Here is a 15,939-nt window from a genome sequence, read left to right as displayed (position 1 = left end):
GACCTCCTCGGCATCCGGCCGATCGAACCCGCAGGTCACAGACCGGATTCCTTGGTGCGCACCAGGACCGCGCCGCATTCGGGGCAGCGCACGACCACGTCGGGCGCCGTCTTCGCGATGCGCGCGATCTCGCCGCGGTCCAGTTCGATGCGGCACGCGCCGCACTTGCGGGCCTGCAGCAGCGCCGCGCCGACGCCGCGCTCGGCGCGCTGCTTGTCGTAGACGGCGAGCAGCTCCGCGGGGAACAGGCCGAGCAGGTTGGACCGATCGTCGGCGCAGCGCCCCTGCGCCACATCCAGATCCGCCAGCGCCTCGTCGCGCACCCGCTGCGCGTCGGCCAGCTCTTCCTCGGTCTTGCTCAGCCGCGCGCCCGCGTGATCGTGGTCGGAGGCGGACGCCTCGCGGCGCTCCATCACCTCGAGCAGTTCGTCCTCCAGCACGCCGCGCCGCCGCTCCAGGCTGCCCAGTTCGTGCTGGATCTCCGAAAGCTGCTTGGCGCCAACGGAACCGGCCGTCAGCATGCCGCGGTCGCGCTCCTCACGCTTGCGGACCGCGTCGATCTCGCCCTCCAGCTTGCGGATGTCGCGATCCAGATCGTCCAGCACGATCTCCACCGCGACCGCGGCGTCCTTGTGCTTGTTGCGCTCCCCCTCCAGCCGCGCCACTTCCTGCTGCTCGGGCAGCACGGTGCGCCGATGCGCGATCCGCGTCAGTTCGGCGTCGACAGCCGCGAGCTGGAGCAGCTTGGCCTGGATCGGTGGTTCGACATTCAACGCGGACAAACTCCTGAACACTGTGGACGACGGGTCGGGGGTATCCGCCGGAGGGCGAACGCCAGTGCTCAACCGTACCCCGGCTACGGGCCGGTTGGTTCCGAGACCGGGCCGAGGGGCGAGTCGCCGGGACGGCGGCGGATCAGCTGCCGGGTGCGCGGGCCTTGATCGCATCGCGGGAGATGTAGACGTCGTATTCACCCGGGGTCCCGATGACGGCGTTGCCGTAGGCGGAGCGGACGAAGGGGCTGGTCCACCAAGCGCCATCGCTCATGTCGGCGAAGAAGTCGGCGTCGTCGCCGTTCAGGAAGATCTGGTTCTGGGTGGTGGCGACGCCGTCGAGGCGCTGACCGTACAGGCGGGTGACCTTGTAGCCGGAGTGGAAGCCCAGGGCGTTCACCCAAGGCTCCAGTTCGACGATATTGGCCTGCAACACCCACAGATCGCCTTGAACGCGGAATTTCTCGCGACGCTCGGAGTGGTCGTCGTCCCCGTAGAGGGTGAGGTCGACCTCGAGCTGATGGTCGTCACCCGCGACCTCGCGCACCACCACGTGCGCGGCCTTGATCTCGCCGCTGAGTCCCAGGTACGTCTGCATGAGGGTCGCCACCCACAGCAGCAACACCGCGACGACGAGCAGCGCGACACCGCCCGCGCCTCGGCCGAGCAGCACCCGCGGCCCGACCCTGCGCATCTTCACCAGCGCCGAAACGAGCAGCGCGACCGCGATCAGGATCAGCAGGATCAAACCGATCTGCACGATCCCGAAATCCACCGGGAAACTCATGGGGTAGTTGTACCCGGTTGCGGCCCTTCGATTCCGGCGAACGCCGGGGAACCTCGCCGAACGGCAACCCATTTCGGCGGCGGGCGAGCCGCGCGCCCTGCCGGTCGAAGGCCGACGGCGGTGTCAGTCCGCCGCGCCTACGGTCCACGGGTCGGTGCGGAGCGTCGAGACGCGGGTCTCCAGATCGGGCAGCGTCGCGGTGACGATGCCTTCCGCCTGGGCGCACCACGGGAATTCGGTGGCCCAGTGCGCGGCGTCGATCAGGGCCGGGCCGCCGGTACGCAGGTGTTCGTCGACGGGGTGGTGGCGCAGATCGGAGGTGAGATAGGCGTCGACGCCGAGCCGGGCCGCGGTGGACAGGTAGGAGTCACCCGCGCCGCCGCACACCGCGACGCGCTCGATCACGCGATCCGGATCGCCCGCGGCGCGGACACCCCACACGGTGGCGGGCAGGGCGGCGGAGACGCGAGCGGTGAAGTCGCGCAACGGTTCCGGTTCCGGGAGGATGCCGACGCGGCCGATGCCGAGGCCGGAGGGCAGGGCGGCCCGTTCGGTGACGTGGTAGGCCGGGTCCTCGTAGGGATGCGCAGCGCGCAGCGCGGCCAGCACGGCGGAGCGCGCCGAGGGCGGCGCGATGACCTCGACGCGATCCTCGTCGACGCGCTGCAGTTCGCCGATGGCGCCGATCGCCGGATTCGCGCCCGGCATGGGCCGGAACTGGCCGACGCCGGGCACCCGCAGCGCGCACTCGTCGTAACTGCCGACGCCGCCCGCACCCGCGTCGAACAGCGCGCCGAGCACGGCGTCGGTGTGGGTGCGCGGCACCTGGACGACCCAGTTGTCCACGGCAGCCGTCGGTTTCGGGTCCAGCGGACCGGTCACCGTCAGCCCGATGGCCGCGGCGAGCGCGTCGGAGACGCCGGGATCGGCGGAGTCGGCGTTGGTGTGGGCGGTGAACAGGGCGCATCCGGAACGAATGAGGCGGTGCAGCAGAGCGCCTTTCGCGGTGTCGGCGGCCACGCTGTCCACGCCGCGCAGCAGCAGCGGGTGGTGCACGACCAATGCCTGGGCGCGCCACTCGATGGCTTCGTCGACGACGGCGGCGGTCGCGTCCACCGCGAACAACACCCTGCTGACCTCGTCGTCCGGATCACCGCACACCAGCCCGACCGAGTCCCACGACTCCGCCAGCTTCGGCGGATACGCCGCGTCCAGCACCCCGATGAGATCCGCCAGCGTCGTCACCATCCGCCTACCTCGCTCCTCCCGTATTTCCTGTCCCGGCGCATACCGGCCGTCCCATCATCCCGCCGCGTCTGTCGTCGCCCGACATCGCACCTGGTTCCGGTCTTATCCCACCGGCGCAAGAGGGCGCGGGGACCAGTCGAGCACCGGCTCGCCGTGGTCATCGGCGTGGTGCACCCGTTTGCCCTCATGCGACACCGCCTGGAACTAGCTCCTCACGCGACCGCCTTTTCTCTACTGACGGGAGGAAATGGCGGTTGCGTATCGTGCGTCCTGCCGAGACCGGACCTACTGCCACCGGCGGCAGTCCCGAACACGGGCGGTCGAAGTCAGCGCCGCACGTCAGGGGAAACCGGGCGCGGTGCGGATCGCTGCGCACAGACGGTCCACCGCGGCCTCGTCCCGCACCGCGACGCGGAGGTGGTCGGGCCCCAGCCCGGGGAACGTGTCCGCGCGGCGCACCGCGATGCCTTGTTCGGCCAAGTGCTTGCGCAGCACCTCGCCACCGGGAACGTGCAGGAGAAGGAAAGGCCCGCGGGCAGGTGTGTGCACGTGCAGGCCGAGGTCGGTGAGGCGCTCGATCATCGCGGCGCGGGCGGCGGCGAGGGCGGTCGCGTGGCGCTGGGATTCGGCGACCGCGGCGGGTTCGGCGGTGGCGGCGATCGCCTCGAGCTGGAGTGCGCCGAGTGGCCAGTGCGCGCGGCCGTGGTCGAGGCGGGCGAGCAGGTCGGGGGCGCCGAGGGCGTAGCCGCAGCGCAGGCCCGCGAGCGCCCAGGTCTTGGTGAGGCTGCGCAGGACGAGGACGTCTGGGGTGGCGAGGGCCGCCAGGGATTCCGGTTCGCCGGGGACGGCGTCGGCGAAGGCCTCGTCGACGACGATCACGCGGCCCGGACGACGCAGCGCGCGGACGGTGTCGGCGGAATGCAGGACCGAGGTCGGGTTGGTCGGGTTGCCGAGGACGACGAGATCGGCCGCGTCGGGCACGGCGGACGGGTCGAGGATGTAGGGCGGTTCGAGCAGCACCCGGACGACCGGCACATCGGCCTGCCGCAGCGCCAGCTCCGGTTCGGTGAACGACGGGTGCACCACCGCCGCGAGACGCGGGGCCAGCTTCGGCAGCAGCGCGAATCCCTCGGCCGCGCCCGCCAGCAGCAGCACCTCGTCCGGGCGGCGGCCGTGCCGTGCGGTCACGGCGATGCGGGCGGCCAGATCCTCGGCGGCGCTCGGGTAGCGGCCGAGGTCGGCGAGCCGGGCGGCGAGGCGTTCACGCAGCCACGGCGGCGGCGCGCTGCCCTGCACGTTGACCGCGAAATCGAGCATGCCCGGGCGCGCGTCGACGTCGCCGTGATGGCGAAGCAGCGCGTGATCGACTGTGTCGGAGGGCACGGGATCACACCCTACGTGGCGGGCGAGCAGGGCGACCGGCCAGAATGGCTGTCGTGGGTGACCTGCACGTGTCGTTCGTCTGTACTGGCAATATCTGCCGATCGCCGATGGCGGAGAAGATGTTCGCGCACCACTTGCGCCTGGCCGGACTGGCCGACCGGGTGCGGGTGAGCAGCGCGGGCACGGGCTCCTGGCACATCGGCGACGACGCCGACCCGCGCACCACCGAGACGCTGCGCAGGCACGGCTACCCCACCGGGCATGTGGCCGCCGTCGTGGGCGCCGATCACCGCGACGCCGACCTGCTCGTCGCCTTGGATACCGGGCACGAGCGCGCGCTGGCCAAGTTGGGCGTCCCGTCCGATCGCCGCAGGCTGCTGCGCAGTTTCGATCCCGACGCGGACGGCCCTGACGTGCCCGACCCGTACTACGGCGGCAACGCCGATTTCGAACTCGTCCGCGCGCAGATCGAGGCGGCGATCCCCGGCCTGCTGGACTGGGTACGCGCGGAACTGGCGCTGGCGCCCGTAGCCGAGGGACTGCCCTGATGCGCCGCCTGACGTTTCTGTTCCGCCCCAGCTGGCTGATCCTCGCCGCGCTGGTGGCCGCTTTCGCCTACCTGTGCTTCACCGTGCTCGCGCCGTGGCAGCTCGGCAAGAACACCGCCACCGAGCACCGCAACCAGTTGATCGCCGATTCGGTGCGCGCCGACCCGGTGGACGTGACCACGGTGCTCGCCGCCACGGACGACGAGCGCACCGAATGGCGGCGGGTGACCGCCACCGGCAGCTACCTGCCCGATTCGACGGTGCTGGTCCGCCTGCGTCACCTGGACGGCGCGCCCGGCTACGCGGTGCTCGCCGCCTTCCGCCTGACGGACGGGCGCACGCTGCTCGTCGATCGCGGTCTGGTCGCCGGCGTCGACGGCACCTCGCGGCCGCCGCAGATCCAGGAAGCGCCCGCGGGCGAGCAGCGCCTCGAGGGCCGAATTCGCATGTCGGAGGGCGTGAGTGCGGACAAGACGCCGCTCACCCAGGACGGCTACCGCCAGGTGTATTCGATCGACACCGCGCAGGAATCCGAGGTGCTCGGGCAACCGCTGACCCCGATTCCCGCCGGTGAGCGCGGCGGCTATCTCGAGCTCTCGGAGAATCAGCCGGGCGCGTTCACGCCGACCCCGCTCCCCCAGCTCGACGCGGGACCGTACCTCTCCTACGGGCTGCAATGGCTGGCCTTCGGTGTCATGGCGCCGCTCGGCCTCGGCTACTTCGTCTACGCCGAACTGCGGGAACGCCGCAAGGAGAAGGCCGCGGCCACCCAGCCCGCACCGACGGAACCGGCGCCGACCGAACCCGCCGCGACCGAACCCGCCACCACCCCGGCGCCGCCGACGACCGAGGCCAAGCTCGCCGACCGATACGGACGCAACCGCTCCTGACCCGCGTTCGCCTTGCACTGTGAACCGCCGAACGTCCGTCGCGTTCACCGCCCTTCCAGCGACCGGTCGGCTCATCGGTCAGCGGGCGCCCACCCCGGCCCGCGGAACAGGTGCCCGAACCGATCTCGCCAACTGCGGGCGGCCCTGCCCAGTGCACCGCCGCGGCGGCCGGGCATCCGACCCAACGACCGCGAGCCCGACGAACTGCTCACCGTCACCGGCTACCGACGCGACGGTGAGTGGCGCCACCGCGTCACCTCCTCGGGTGCGGTCAGGTCCTTCAGCGACGCCACCACGGGCGAGGTAGCTGGGAGACCGGTGGACGCTCCTCGGCAGCTGACTCCCCGCCCGGGACAGCCCCGTGGCCCTCGAGCGTGCGTCAGCCCGAGACCGACAGCCTTCGGCGCAGCGAAGGCAGGGCGAAGGCCGCGCTCGCGGCGAGAACCGCCGCCCCCACCTGAACCGCCTCCGACATCCGCACGGCCCGCCGCAGATCGGGAACCGTGGGCGCGGGCCCGTCGCCGAGGGTTGGCCGCAGTTCCGTTCCGTGCCGGTACTGCGTCCGGCCGCCGAGCCGGACGCCGAGCGCGCCCGCCATCGACGCCTCGACGACCCCCGCGTTCGGGCTGGGATGCTTGGCCGCGTCACGTCGCCAGGCGCGCAGCACCGCGGCGGGCCTGCCGCCGACCAGCGGCGCGAAGGCCGCGGTGAGCAGTCCGGTGACGCGGGCGGGCGCGAGGTTCGCGACGTCGTCGAGCCGGGCGGCCGCCCAGCCGAAACGGTGGTAGCGGTCGTTCCGATAGCCGATCATCGCGTCGAGGGTGTTGATCGCGCGATAGCCGAGCAGACCGGGGAGACCAGCCGCCGCACCCCAGAACAGCGGCGCGACGGTGGCGTCGGAGGTGTTCTCGGCGATGGATTCCAGTGCGGCGCGAGCCAATCCGTCGGCGTCGAGCACCGAGGGGTCCCGCCCGCACAGCGAAGGCAGCAACGCGCGGGCGCCGGCCAGATCGCCCGACTCCAGATGATCGGCCATGGCGCGTCCGGCGCGGGCCAGGCTGCGCCCGCCGAGCACGGTCCAGGTGGCCAGCGCCGTGCCCGCCATGCCGCCGCGCCGCGCCGCCAGGCCGAGGCCGAGCACGGCGCCGACCGCGACCGCCTCGTGCACGACTCCAGCCACCCGCCGGTCGGCGTAGGTCAGCGACTCGAGCGCGCTTGCCGCCGAACCGAATCCGGCCACCGGATGCCACCGGCGCGGATCGCCGAACGCGCGATCCAGCGCGAAACCGAGCAGCAGCCCGCCGCCCGCCGAGATCCCCGTGTGCACCGGGCGAGAGTATCGGGCGCTCGGCCGCCGTGATCGTCCGGATGTCACACTCTGTGGTCCTGCCTCGTCATACCTACGACACCCGCTGCGCCCCTGCACCGGGGCCCGCACGACCGAACGGTGGTTCCAGTGACATCCGAGAAGCCAGGACCCGAGTCCCTGGACGCCGCCGAGCTGGCACGCCGGTTCGAGGAGCACCGGCCGTACCTGCGCAGGCTCGCCTACAGCACGCTCGGCAGCCTCGCCGACGCGGACGACGTGGTGCAGGACGCCTGGCTGCGGTTGCAGCGCCAGCACGAGGCGGGCGCCGCGGGCGAGATCGAGAACCTGCGCGCCTGGCTGACCACCGTGACCGGCCGATTGGCGCTGGATCAGCTCGGCTCGGCCCGCGCCCGCCGCGAACAGTACGTCGGCGACTGGCTGCCCGAGCCGGAGGTCACCACCGTGGACGATCCGGCCGACCGCATCACCCAGGACGAGCGGGTCACCACCGCGCTGCTGATCGTGCTGGAATCCCTCTCCCCCGCCGAGCGCACCGCGTTCGTGCTGCAGGACGTGTTCGGCATGAGCGGGCCCGAGGTCGCCGAGGTGGTCGGGCGAACACCGGCGGCGGTCCGCCAGCTCGCCTCGCGCGCCCGCAAACGGGTCGAGGACGGCACGCCCCGATTCCCCGCGTCGCCCGACGAGCAGGAGAAGGTGGTGTCGGCGTTCGCGGTGGCGTGGCGGTCGGGTGATCTCAGCGCGCTGCTCGGCGTGCTCGACGCCAACGTCAGCCTGACCGCCGACGGCGGCGGCAAGGTGCCTGCCATCCGCCAGAGCGTGAGCGGCGCCGAGCTGGTGGCGAAGCTTCTGCTGGGTTGGTACAACGCGCCGTCGGCGCACGGCGCGTGGGGCCGCTCGGTGCTGGTCAACGGACAACCCGGCCTGGTCGTCTTCGACGGCAACCACACCGGCGTCTTCTCTTTCACCGTCGACGGGGGCCGCATCGTCGCGATGCACATCGTCCGCAACCCGGACAAGCTGCGCGAACTGCCGGAGACCGACGCTCCGGACTGGTTCTTGAACGAGGCGAACCCCGACGTGTAACCCGACCACCGACGCGCTGCCTTCCGCACGCCGCACAGAGATCTCGTCGTTGTGCGGCGTGCGGAGCGGCTGTGGTGGCGGCTACCCCACCGCCGCGCCGATCAACCGGCGAGCCCGACCGACTCGGCGAGCGGGTAGCCGTGGGCGGCGGCGACCTCGGCGGAAAGCAATCGTCCGCGATCCGCGGTCAGCCCCTGCGCGAGGTCAGGGTGAGTGAGGCAGGCGTCGCGCCACCCGTGGTCGGCGATGGCGCGCACGTACGGCAGCGTGGCGTTGGTGAGGGCGACAGTGGCGGTGTGCGGGACCGCGCCCGGCATGTTCGCCACGCAGTAGTACAGCGAATTCGCGACGCGGAAGGTCGGATTCGCGTGCGTGGTCGGTCGCGAACCGGCGAAACAACCACCCTGGTCGATGGCGATGTCGACCAGCACCGAGCCGGGCCGCATCGCCGCGACCATCTCCTCGGTGACCAGTTTCGGCGCCCGCGCACCCGGCACCAGCACCGACCCGATGACCAGGTCGGCCGCGAGCACTGCGCGCTCGACCTCGGCGGCATTGGACGCCACGGTGGTGACCCGCCCCTGGAACCGCGCGTCCAGTTCGCGCAGCTTCGCGAGGTTGGTGTCGAGCACGCTGACCCGCGCGCCCATGCCCGCCGCCATGGTCGCCGCGTTCGTTCCCGCCACGCCGCCGCCGAGCACCACCACGTCGGCGGGCCGCACGCCGGGCACTCCGCCGAGCAGCACGCCGCACCCGCCGAGCGGCGCCATCAGGTGGTAGGCGCCGACCTGCGGACCGAGCCTGCCCGCGACCTCGCTCATCGGCGCGAGCAGCGGCAATGAGCCGTCGGCCGCCCGCACCATCTCATAGGCGATGGCGGTGATGCCGGATTTCAGGACGGCCTCGGTGCAGTCCCGCGAGGCGGCCAGGTGCAGGTAAGTGAACAGCACCTGGTCGCGGTGCATCCGCGGGTACTCCTCCGCGATCGGCTCTTTCACCTTCAGCACCAGCTCGGCGTCCGCCCACACGCCGTCGGGGCCGTCCACCAGGGTGACCCCCGCGTCGGCGTAGTGACGATCGGCGAATCCCGACCCGTCACCCGCGCCCGACTCGATCAGCACCCGGTGCCCCTGCCGCACCAGTTCCCCGGCGCCCGCGGGTGTCAGCGCGACGCGGAATTCCTGCTCCTTGACCTCCCGTGGCACTCCGATCCTCATATCGCCATCGTGGCCCACCCGCCGACGGTTCGCCACGACGGCGCGCACACCCGGTGAACTTCAGACGGCGACGGCCTGCCCCATGGGCGGAATGCGCAGCCGATCGGTCAGCCCCGCGTAGTCGAAAACGCGGACCAGGTGATCCAGCGTCTCGGTGAAGTGCGCCCACCCTTCCGCGTGCACCGGCACGATGATCGCCTCGCCGAGCGCCTCGGCGGCTTGCACCGCGGTCCTGGCGTTCAACGTCACGTCGACGTCGCCGAACCGTCCCACATTCCCCGCTCCGACGTTCAGCAACGCGATATCGATCCGCTCGAACCGCCCGGCGATCTCGGCGACCAGTTCCACCGAGGCGTTGTCACCGGACACGTACACCGTCGGCTCCCCCGCGGCCTCCAGCACGAAACCCGTGACCGCTCCGCTGAACGGCTCGCACCCCTCCGGCCCGTGCAGCGCGGGCACCGCGGTGACGGTCACCGCGCCGACCTGGACGCGCTCCCACTCGCGCAGTCCCCGAACGCCGTTCAACCGCTCGGCGGCGTCGGTCGTGGAGAACACCGTGCCGACGGTGGTGAGGAGAGCGCGGCCCTTGGTGTCCAGGTTGTCGGCGTGCTGATCGTGCGAGAGCAGCACGACGTCGATCGCACCGACCTCCTCGACCGGCACCGCGGGGCCGGTCAGCTTGTGCAAGGTGATCGGGCCCGGGTAGTCGCCGGGTTCGTCGAAGGTGGGATCGGTCAGCCAGGTGCTGCCGCCGTAGCGGAAGCGGACGGTGGGGCCGCCGATGTGCAGGACTTCCAAGGCGGTGCGTTCGATCGTTTCGCTCATGACGTCGATCGTCGCCGCTGCGAGATCATGCGAACAGTGGCCCGCGAGCCGCCTATCGCTAATATCGGGCCATGCATACGGTGACCGTCCTGGCTTACGACGGGATCAGCCCCTTCCACCTCTCCGTGCCCGGCCTGGTCTTCGGCCGGGTCGGGGCGGGCGGGAACGCGCCGTACGCGGTGCGGGTCTGCGCCGAACGTCCCGGAACCCTGCGCACCCCCGCCGGTTTCGACATCCACGTCGCCGACGACCTCGCCGCCTTCGAGCACGCCGACACCGTCGTGGTGCCGAGCTGGACGCGCGGCGCCGGGATCTCCGACGACCTGCGCGACGCACTCGGGCAGGCGCACGCGCGCGGCGCCAGGATCGTCGGCCTGTGCCTCGGCGCCTGGGCCATCGCGGCCAGCGGTCTCGTCGACGGCAGGGAGATCACCACGCACTGGTCGACGGCCGACGACTTGGCCAGCGCCTATCCGTCGGTGCGGGTGCGCGCCGATACGCTGTGGTCCGATCTCGGCGATGTCATCACTTCCGCGGGCGTCGCGGCGGCGCTGGACTGCTGCCTGCACCTGTTCCGCGAAGACCACGGCAGCCGCGCCGCCACCGAGCTGGCCAGGGCGCTGGTCACCGCACCGCACCGCAGCGGGTCGCAGGCGCAGTACATCCCGGTGGCCGTGCCCGACCACGCCGAGGACGATCCGATCGAGCGCGCCATGGTCTGGGCGCGTACCCATCTCGGCGATCCGATCGATCTGGACGCGTGGGCCGCGGTCGCGGTGATGGCCAGGCGGACCTTCACCCGCCGGTTCCGGGAACGCACCGGAAGCAGTCCGCAGCAGTGGTTGCTGCATCAGCGCGCCGACCGCGCCAGGCTGCTGCTCGAGTCCACCGACGACACCGTGGACCGGATCGCCGCCGACACCGGTTTCGGCACCGCGGTGAGCCTGCGCCACCACTTCCGGCGTCTCCTCGGCACCAGTCCCGCCGCGCACCGCGCGCTCTTCCGCGCGGCGAGCTGACGCCCCCGCGCGCACGGACCGGCGCGGCGCGGCTACGTTGCCATCATGAGGATTGAGGTCGGCGGTTTCGCGCCGGAGATCGATGAGAGCGCGTGGCTCGCCCCGAACGCGACGGTGATCGGGCGCGTGACGCTGAGCGCCGAGGTGAGCGTGTGGTACAGCGCGGTGCTGCGCGGCGACCTGGAACAGATCACCGTCGGCGCGCGCACCAACATCCAGGACGGCTGCGTGCTGCACGCCGACCCCGGTTTCCCGCTGACCGTCGGCAGCGGAGTGTCGGTGGGGCACAACGCGATTCTGCACGGGTGCAGCATCGGCGACGATGTGCTCGTCGGCATGGGCGCCACGGTGCTCAACGGCGCGGTGATCGGCGCGGGCAGCTTGATCGCGGCCAACGCCCTGATTCCCGAGGGCGCGCAGATCCCGCCCGGCTCCTTGGTGGCCGGGGTGCCCGGCAAGGTGCGACGCGAATTGAGCGAGGCCGAGCAGGACGGTATCCGGCTCAACGGCGCGGTCTACCTACACAACATGGCCAATCACCGCAGCGCGAAAGTGGTGTGATACGTAGCACACTGATCAAATGTCCAGCACAAACGACTGATAGCATTTTGCCTGCATGACCGGCGTCCCGCGGCTCGGAGAGACCGCGCGGACGGCGAGCATGATGCGTCACAGGCAGGAGGTATCACGGTGTCGTACCGGGACTCGAGTATGCACCGACCGAAGCGGCGGGTCAGCGTAGCCGACATCGCGGCCCAACCGGGCGGGATCGAGGCGCTCCAGCGTCGCGTTCACGAATTGCGTTCCCGCGGTGTCGATTTCGCCGCGAACGCGATCGAAAAGGAAATGGCGGACCTGGACCTGCCCCGGCAATGACCGTGGCGCGGTCTCAGCGCCTGATCGAACTCAGCGCATGACCAGGTCGAGCACGCGCTCGTGATACGGCCCGGCGAACCGGGTGACCAGATCGACCACCATCGCATCCAGCCCCACGAGCACCTTCGCGTGCCCGCGCGCCGCACCGCGCAGGATGGTGCGTGCCGCGGCCTCGGGACTGGTGCGCGCGACCTGGTCCTCGAAGCGCCTGGCCACCGCCGCGCCATCGATGCCGGGCGCGAACTGCGCCGTGCGCGCGATGGTGGTGAGCACCCCGCCGGGATAGACGCCGGTCACCCGCACCCGCCCGCCCGCGGCACGCATGTCCTGGCGCAGTGATTCGGTGAAGCCGCGCACCGCGAACTTGGCCGAGCTGTACGGTCCGTGCCCGGCCACCGCGGCCAAGCCGTACGCCGAGGACACGTTGACCACGTTGGCGCGCTCGGCCGCCCGCAGGTACGGCAGAAAGGCCTTGGTGCCGTTGACGACTCCCCAGAAGTCGACGTCCATGACCTGCTCGAAGTGCTCGAACGGGGATTCCGCCACCCCGCCGACGTGCAGGATTCCCGCATTGTTGAACAGCGCCTCCACCCGCCCGTAGCGCGCGGCGGTCCGCTCGGCATGGGCCAGCACCGCGTCCCGGTCGGTCACGTCGAGGACGGTCACCGTCGGCGTGAAGCCGACTGCGGCACAGAGCTTCCCCGTCGTCGCCACGGCGTGGTCGGATTTGTCCGAAAGCGCGAGCCGCGCGCCGCGCTGGGCCAGCGCCAGCGCCAGTTCTCGCCCGATCCCCGAGCCCGCTCCGGTGACGACCACCACCCGATCGGCGAAATACCCCACGGTCCAACCCCTTTCACCCCACGCCCGACTCGGGCACCCGACCAGGTTAGCCACAACGGAGCCGCCCGGGAAAGATCGGTTACCGGATTCGCCGTGTCGCTCGCTCCGACGCGCGCCGCGACTCGTCACCCGAGCATGCCGAGAGGGTGCGAGTTTCCATCATGCGCTGTTTCCCAGCTTCCGTGATCTCCGACCGCCGGCTCACGCGCGGATGAAATAATGAACGTCCATCACCCGCACCGTCGCGGCGCCGCTGCGGACCGGCTTCCGCGCCAACGACTGGAGATCCGATGCCCACCGTCCCGTCCATGCTCCAGCGCATTCTCGACAAGCCCGTCGGCGAAGGCGAGAAACTCCTGGAAAGTGCCCTCTCGGCGTTCCTGGACTTCGGGATCAAGCGCACCAGCATGGGCGAGATCGCGCGCCGGGCCGGCATCAGTCCCGCGACCCTCTACCGGCGCTACGAATCCAAGAACGACCTGGTCGAGGCGGTGAGCGTGCGGGAGGCGCAGCGCTTCGTCGCCGAGATCGACAAGCGGGTGCAGACCGTCGAGGGCACCGAGAACCAGCTGGTGGAGATCTTCGTCGCCTTCATCACGGCGATCGCGGGCAACGAGTTGCTGCGCAGGCTGCTGCGCACCGAGCCCGACCTGATCCTGCCCCGGCTCACCACCGAGGGCGGTCCGATCCTTGCGGTCGGCCGTGGCTACCTGGCGGAGAAGCTGCGCGAACTACGCGCCGGGGACGCCGGCTTCGACGCCGATCTGGTCGCCGAGATCATGGCCCGGCTCGCGCTCTCCCTGGCGCTGACCCCCGACGGGCTCATCCCGCTCGGCGACGCCGAGGCCGGTCGCGCGTTCGCCCGGCGCACCCTGCTGCCGATGGTCGGCGTCCGCGCTTCCGCCTGAGCCCAGCCCGAACGCCGCGTCCACCAACTCGTCGAGACGGTGCCGCGCGGCGTCGTCGGGCGTGTGGTCACCGTCGACCAGCTGGGCGATCAGCGCCGCGATCTCCGCGGACGCCGGGCGGTCCGGGTCGGGCAGCGGCAGCCGGGACACGTACTGGGTGATCCACCGCCGCCGCCCCGAGTACAGGCGGTTACCGCACACCGCGTCGTAGTAGCGCAGTCCCAGCGCCGAATTGGCCACGCCCATCAACAGATACGCCAGGCGCTGCGCCCGTTCGGTGTCGCCGCCGAGGTCGTCCAGCGAGATCCAATAGCAGTCCCCGTTCACCACCGCGCCCGATCGGTCCAGCGCGAAACGCGGCCGCTCGCTGATATCGGGGAACACCAGTTTCGGCACCCGCCACAGGTTCGGCCGCTGCGGCACCCAGATCTCGAACCATTCGCGACCGCTCCCGGTGACGTACTTGCGAGCGGCCAGCGTCGACCGGTGGCGGCGCAGATACGCGGCGGCGCGGGGGAATTCGCGCAGGTCCACCGGAACCCGGCGCGGCGCGGCGGTGTCGTAGGGATAGAGCACCCTGGTGTCGGCGGACCGCTCGATCCGCCACGGCGCCAGATCGTGGTGGGTGATCAGCTCCAACAGCAACTCCGGCTCCGGGCACGGACGCGCCTGGTCCCAGCGGTCGGAGATGAACACCCGGTCGGCGGTCGTCTTGATGCCGACCCGAATGCGGGCCACCTCGCCGAAACTCCGCCAGGTGCCCGCGCCGACGCGGTTCAGCCAGGCGTCAACGCTCGGTCGCGACATCCGCCACGCGGTGTGCGCACCTCCGCCTTCGCTCCGGCGGTGCGCGCGGGCGTCGTCGGACTCGGTCCGGCTACGTCCACTCGGTGTAGCTCCGGCTTCGCTCCGGCCGTGCGCGGGACTATCGACGGACTCCGTCCGGCCACGCCCACCTGACGCACCTCCAGCTTCGCTCCGGCCGTGCGCGTCACTGTCGACACGCTCTGCCCGGCCACGTCCACTCGACGTACCTCCAGCTTCGCTCCGGCCGTGTGCGCTGCTGTCGACGGACTCAGTCCGGCTACGTCTGCTCGACGTAGCTCCGGCTTCCGTCCGGCCATGCGCGCGGCCATCGACGGACTCCGTCCGGCCACGCCAACCCGGCGCACCTGCGTCTTCGCTCCCGCCGTACACGCCACTGTCGACGGACTCCGCCCCGCCGCGCCCACCAGGCGCACCTGCGTCTTCGCTCCCGCCGTACACGTCGCTGCCGACGGATTCCGTCCAGCTACGCCCACTCGGCGTACTCGCGCCTTCGTCTCGGCCGGGCGCGGGCTCGGCGGCGCTCGCGGGCCGGAGGGCGGGGCTTGCAGGCACACCTGTCGAGAGGGTGCCGACCTCGACGGCGAAGGTCCGTCCGTTGTGCCGGACGAGCGAACCGGAATCCGCAACCAGCGCGTCGAAAAGGTTTCCGGAGCAGAGTGATTCATCGATCGGCACCTCGTAGGCCGAGACGTGGCGGCACACCGCGCCGCGGCCGCCGCGGGTGGCGATGGTGATGGCGGGCAGCACCGCGGCCGCGAAGAGCTTGGTGTCGCCGAGGTCGTACAGCTCGACCGGTGACAGTTCGCCGAGCAGGATGCTGCGAATGTTCGCACCCGCCTTGGTCGTCAGGAATCGGTTGGCGCACAACAGACCGAGCGCGCCGCCCGTGGTCAGCAGCCGCGGCGCCACCGCGACGAAGGGGTGGGTGAGATCGATGCGACCACGCAGCCCGTACTGCCTGCTGAGCAGCCGCGCGGTGTCGCCGCCGAGCTGCTGAGTGCGCACGTAGGGCGGGTTGGTGATGATCGCGTCGAAGGAGCCGTCCGCGAGGTCCGCGGCGTCGGCGAGGAAGTCGCCGGCGTGCCAGTCGACCTCGATGTGCTCCGCCGCCGCCCGCGTCCGTGCCGCGGCGAGCCCGGACTCGTCGAGGTCGTACCCCGTCAGCCGGAGCCGGACGCCGGGCAGGTGCGCCGCGGCTTCCCGGTGCAGGGCGAGCAGGAGTTCTCCGTCGCCGCACGCCGGGTCGAGCACGCGCAGCACTCCCCCGTGGCCGGGACGCGGGGCGTGCGCGAGCAGCCGCCGCGCGAGGAACCGCGCCAGCGCGGGCGGGGTGTAGTGCCGCCCATGCCGTTTGCGCTCGTGGGTATGCGAACCCATGGTT

The 15,939-nt window shown here is 71.5% G+C and carries 15 protein-coding genes and 1 pseudogene; 7 read left to right on the top strand and 9 right to left on the bottom strand.

Annotated features, from left to right (window positions below):
* Positions 1-35: 35 nt before the first annotated feature.
* The 4 genes from AC3ERS_RS02940 to cobC all read right to left on the bottom strand — a co-directional run bounded on the left by AC3ERS_RS02940 (position 36) and on the right by cobC (position 4,191).
* Positions 36-773: a zinc ribbon domain-containing protein gene (locus tag AC3ERS_RS02940; protein ID WP_431963148.1), complete on the bottom strand. Its 738-nt coding sequence runs from the start codon at positions 771-773 to the stop codon at positions 36-38.
* A gap of 142 nt (positions 774-915) precedes the next feature.
* Entirely contained in the window at positions 916-1,560 is a 645-nt protein-coding gene (locus tag AC3ERS_RS02935; RefSeq protein ID WP_431963146.1) for a hypothetical protein, read from the bottom strand.
* A 123-nt stretch (positions 1,561-1,683) separates the two neighbouring features.
* A complete protein-coding gene (locus AC3ERS_RS02930) occupies positions 1,684-2,808 on the bottom strand; it encodes a Nif3-like dinuclear metal center hexameric protein (RefSeq protein ID WP_431963144.1) in 1,125 nt (374 codons plus the stop codon).
* Between the two features lie 339 nt (positions 2,809-3,147).
* Positions 3,148-4,191, bottom strand: a complete 1,044-nt coding sequence (cobC, locus tag AC3ERS_RS02925; protein ID WP_431963142.1) for an Rv2231c family histidinol phosphate aminotransferase CobC — start codon at positions 4,189-4,191, stop codon at positions 3,148-3,150.
* Between the two features lie 44 nt (positions 4,192-4,235).
* Between cobC and AC3ERS_RS02920 the strand changes: the two genes are divergently transcribed.
* A complete protein-coding gene (locus tag AC3ERS_RS02920) occupies positions 4,236-4,739 on the top strand; it encodes a low molecular weight protein-tyrosine-phosphatase (protein WP_431963140.1) in 504 nt (167 codons plus the stop codon).
* Positions 4,739-5,629: an SURF1 family cytochrome oxidase biogenesis protein gene (locus tag AC3ERS_RS02915; RefSeq protein WP_431963138.1), complete on the top strand. Its 891-nt coding sequence runs from the start codon at positions 4,739-4,741 to the stop codon at positions 5,627-5,629. The genes AC3ERS_RS02920 and AC3ERS_RS02915 overlap by 1 nt, the downstream gene beginning before the upstream one ends.
* Positions 5,630-6,008: 379 nt before the next feature.
* On the opposite strand, the gene AC3ERS_RS02910 is transcribed toward AC3ERS_RS02915, so the two are convergent.
* Positions 6,009-6,956: a cobalamin biosynthesis protein gene (locus tag AC3ERS_RS02910; RefSeq protein WP_431963136.1), complete on the bottom strand. Its 948-nt coding sequence runs from the start codon at positions 6,954-6,956 to the stop codon at positions 6,009-6,011.
* A gap of 129 nt (positions 6,957-7,085) precedes the next feature.
* Between AC3ERS_RS02910 and sigJ the strand changes: the two genes are divergently transcribed.
* Complete coding sequence (gene sigJ / locus AC3ERS_RS02905; RefSeq protein WP_431963134.1) at positions 7,086-8,042, top strand: RNA polymerase sigma factor SigJ; 957 nt, start codon at positions 7,086-7,088, stop codon at positions 8,040-8,042.
* Between the two features lie 101 nt (positions 8,043-8,143).
* Here the strand turns inward: sigJ and ald are convergent, their stop codons facing one another.
* Both ald and AC3ERS_RS02895 read right to left on the bottom strand, forming a co-directional pair.
* A complete protein-coding gene (gene ald, locus AC3ERS_RS02900; RefSeq protein ID WP_431963132.1) occupies positions 8,144-9,259 on the bottom strand; it encodes an alanine dehydrogenase in 1,116 nt (371 codons plus the stop codon).
* A gap of 60 nt (positions 9,260-9,319) precedes the next feature.
* On the bottom strand, positions 9,320-10,087 hold the full coding sequence (locus AC3ERS_RS02895) for an MBL fold metallo-hydrolase (protein WP_431963130.1): 768 nt from the start codon (positions 10,085-10,087) through the stop codon (positions 9,320-9,322).
* Positions 10,088-10,158: 71 nt separating this feature from the next.
* On the opposite strand from AC3ERS_RS02895, the gene AC3ERS_RS02890 reads away from it, so the two are divergent.
* The 3 genes from AC3ERS_RS02890 (at position 10,159) to AC3ERS_RS02880 (ending at position 11,982) form a co-directional block, all read left to right on the top strand.
* Entirely contained in the window at positions 10,159-11,106 is a 948-nt protein-coding gene (locus AC3ERS_RS02890; RefSeq protein WP_431963128.1) for a GlxA family transcriptional regulator, read from the top strand.
* A gap of 45 nt (positions 11,107-11,151) precedes the next feature.
* Positions 11,152-11,667 (top strand): gamma carbonic anhydrase family protein, encoded by a 516-nt coding sequence (locus AC3ERS_RS02885; RefSeq protein ID WP_068057335.1) that lies wholly within the window; start codon positions 11,152-11,154, stop codon positions 11,665-11,667.
* A gap of 150 nt (positions 11,668-11,817) precedes the next feature.
* A complete protein-coding gene (locus AC3ERS_RS02880) occupies positions 11,818-11,982 on the top strand; it encodes a hypothetical protein (protein WP_431963126.1) in 165 nt (54 codons plus the stop codon).
* Positions 11,983-12,012: 30 nt separating this feature from the next.
* Here AC3ERS_RS02880 and AC3ERS_RS02875 read toward each other — a convergent pair whose 3' ends face one another.
* A complete protein-coding gene (locus AC3ERS_RS02875; RefSeq protein WP_431963124.1) occupies positions 12,013-12,822 on the bottom strand; it encodes an SDR family NAD(P)-dependent oxidoreductase in 810 nt (269 codons plus the stop codon).
* Between the two features lie 290 nt (positions 12,823-13,112).
* On the opposite strand from AC3ERS_RS02875, the pseudogene AC3ERS_RS02870 reads away from it, so the two are divergent.
* A pseudogene (locus tag AC3ERS_RS02870) lies at positions 13,113-13,580 on the top strand (TetR/AcrR family transcriptional regulator); the annotation flags it as partial.
* On the opposite strand, the gene AC3ERS_RS02865 reads toward AC3ERS_RS02870, so the two are convergent.
* The gene (locus AC3ERS_RS02865; protein WP_431963122.1) at positions 13,554-15,935 is read right to left on the bottom strand and encodes an Eco57I restriction-modification methylase domain-containing protein; all 2,382 of its coding nucleotides are present in this window, start codon (positions 15,933-15,935) and stop codon (positions 13,554-13,556) included. The pseudogene AC3ERS_RS02870 and the gene AC3ERS_RS02865 overlap by 27 nt on opposite strands.
* Positions 15,936-15,939: the final 4 nt, after the last annotated feature.

Source organism: Nocardia sp. bgisy134 (assembly GCF_057708325.1).
The sequence above is the reverse complement of the archived record's forward strand: the minus strand, read 5'-3'. Positions and strand labels throughout refer to the sequence as shown.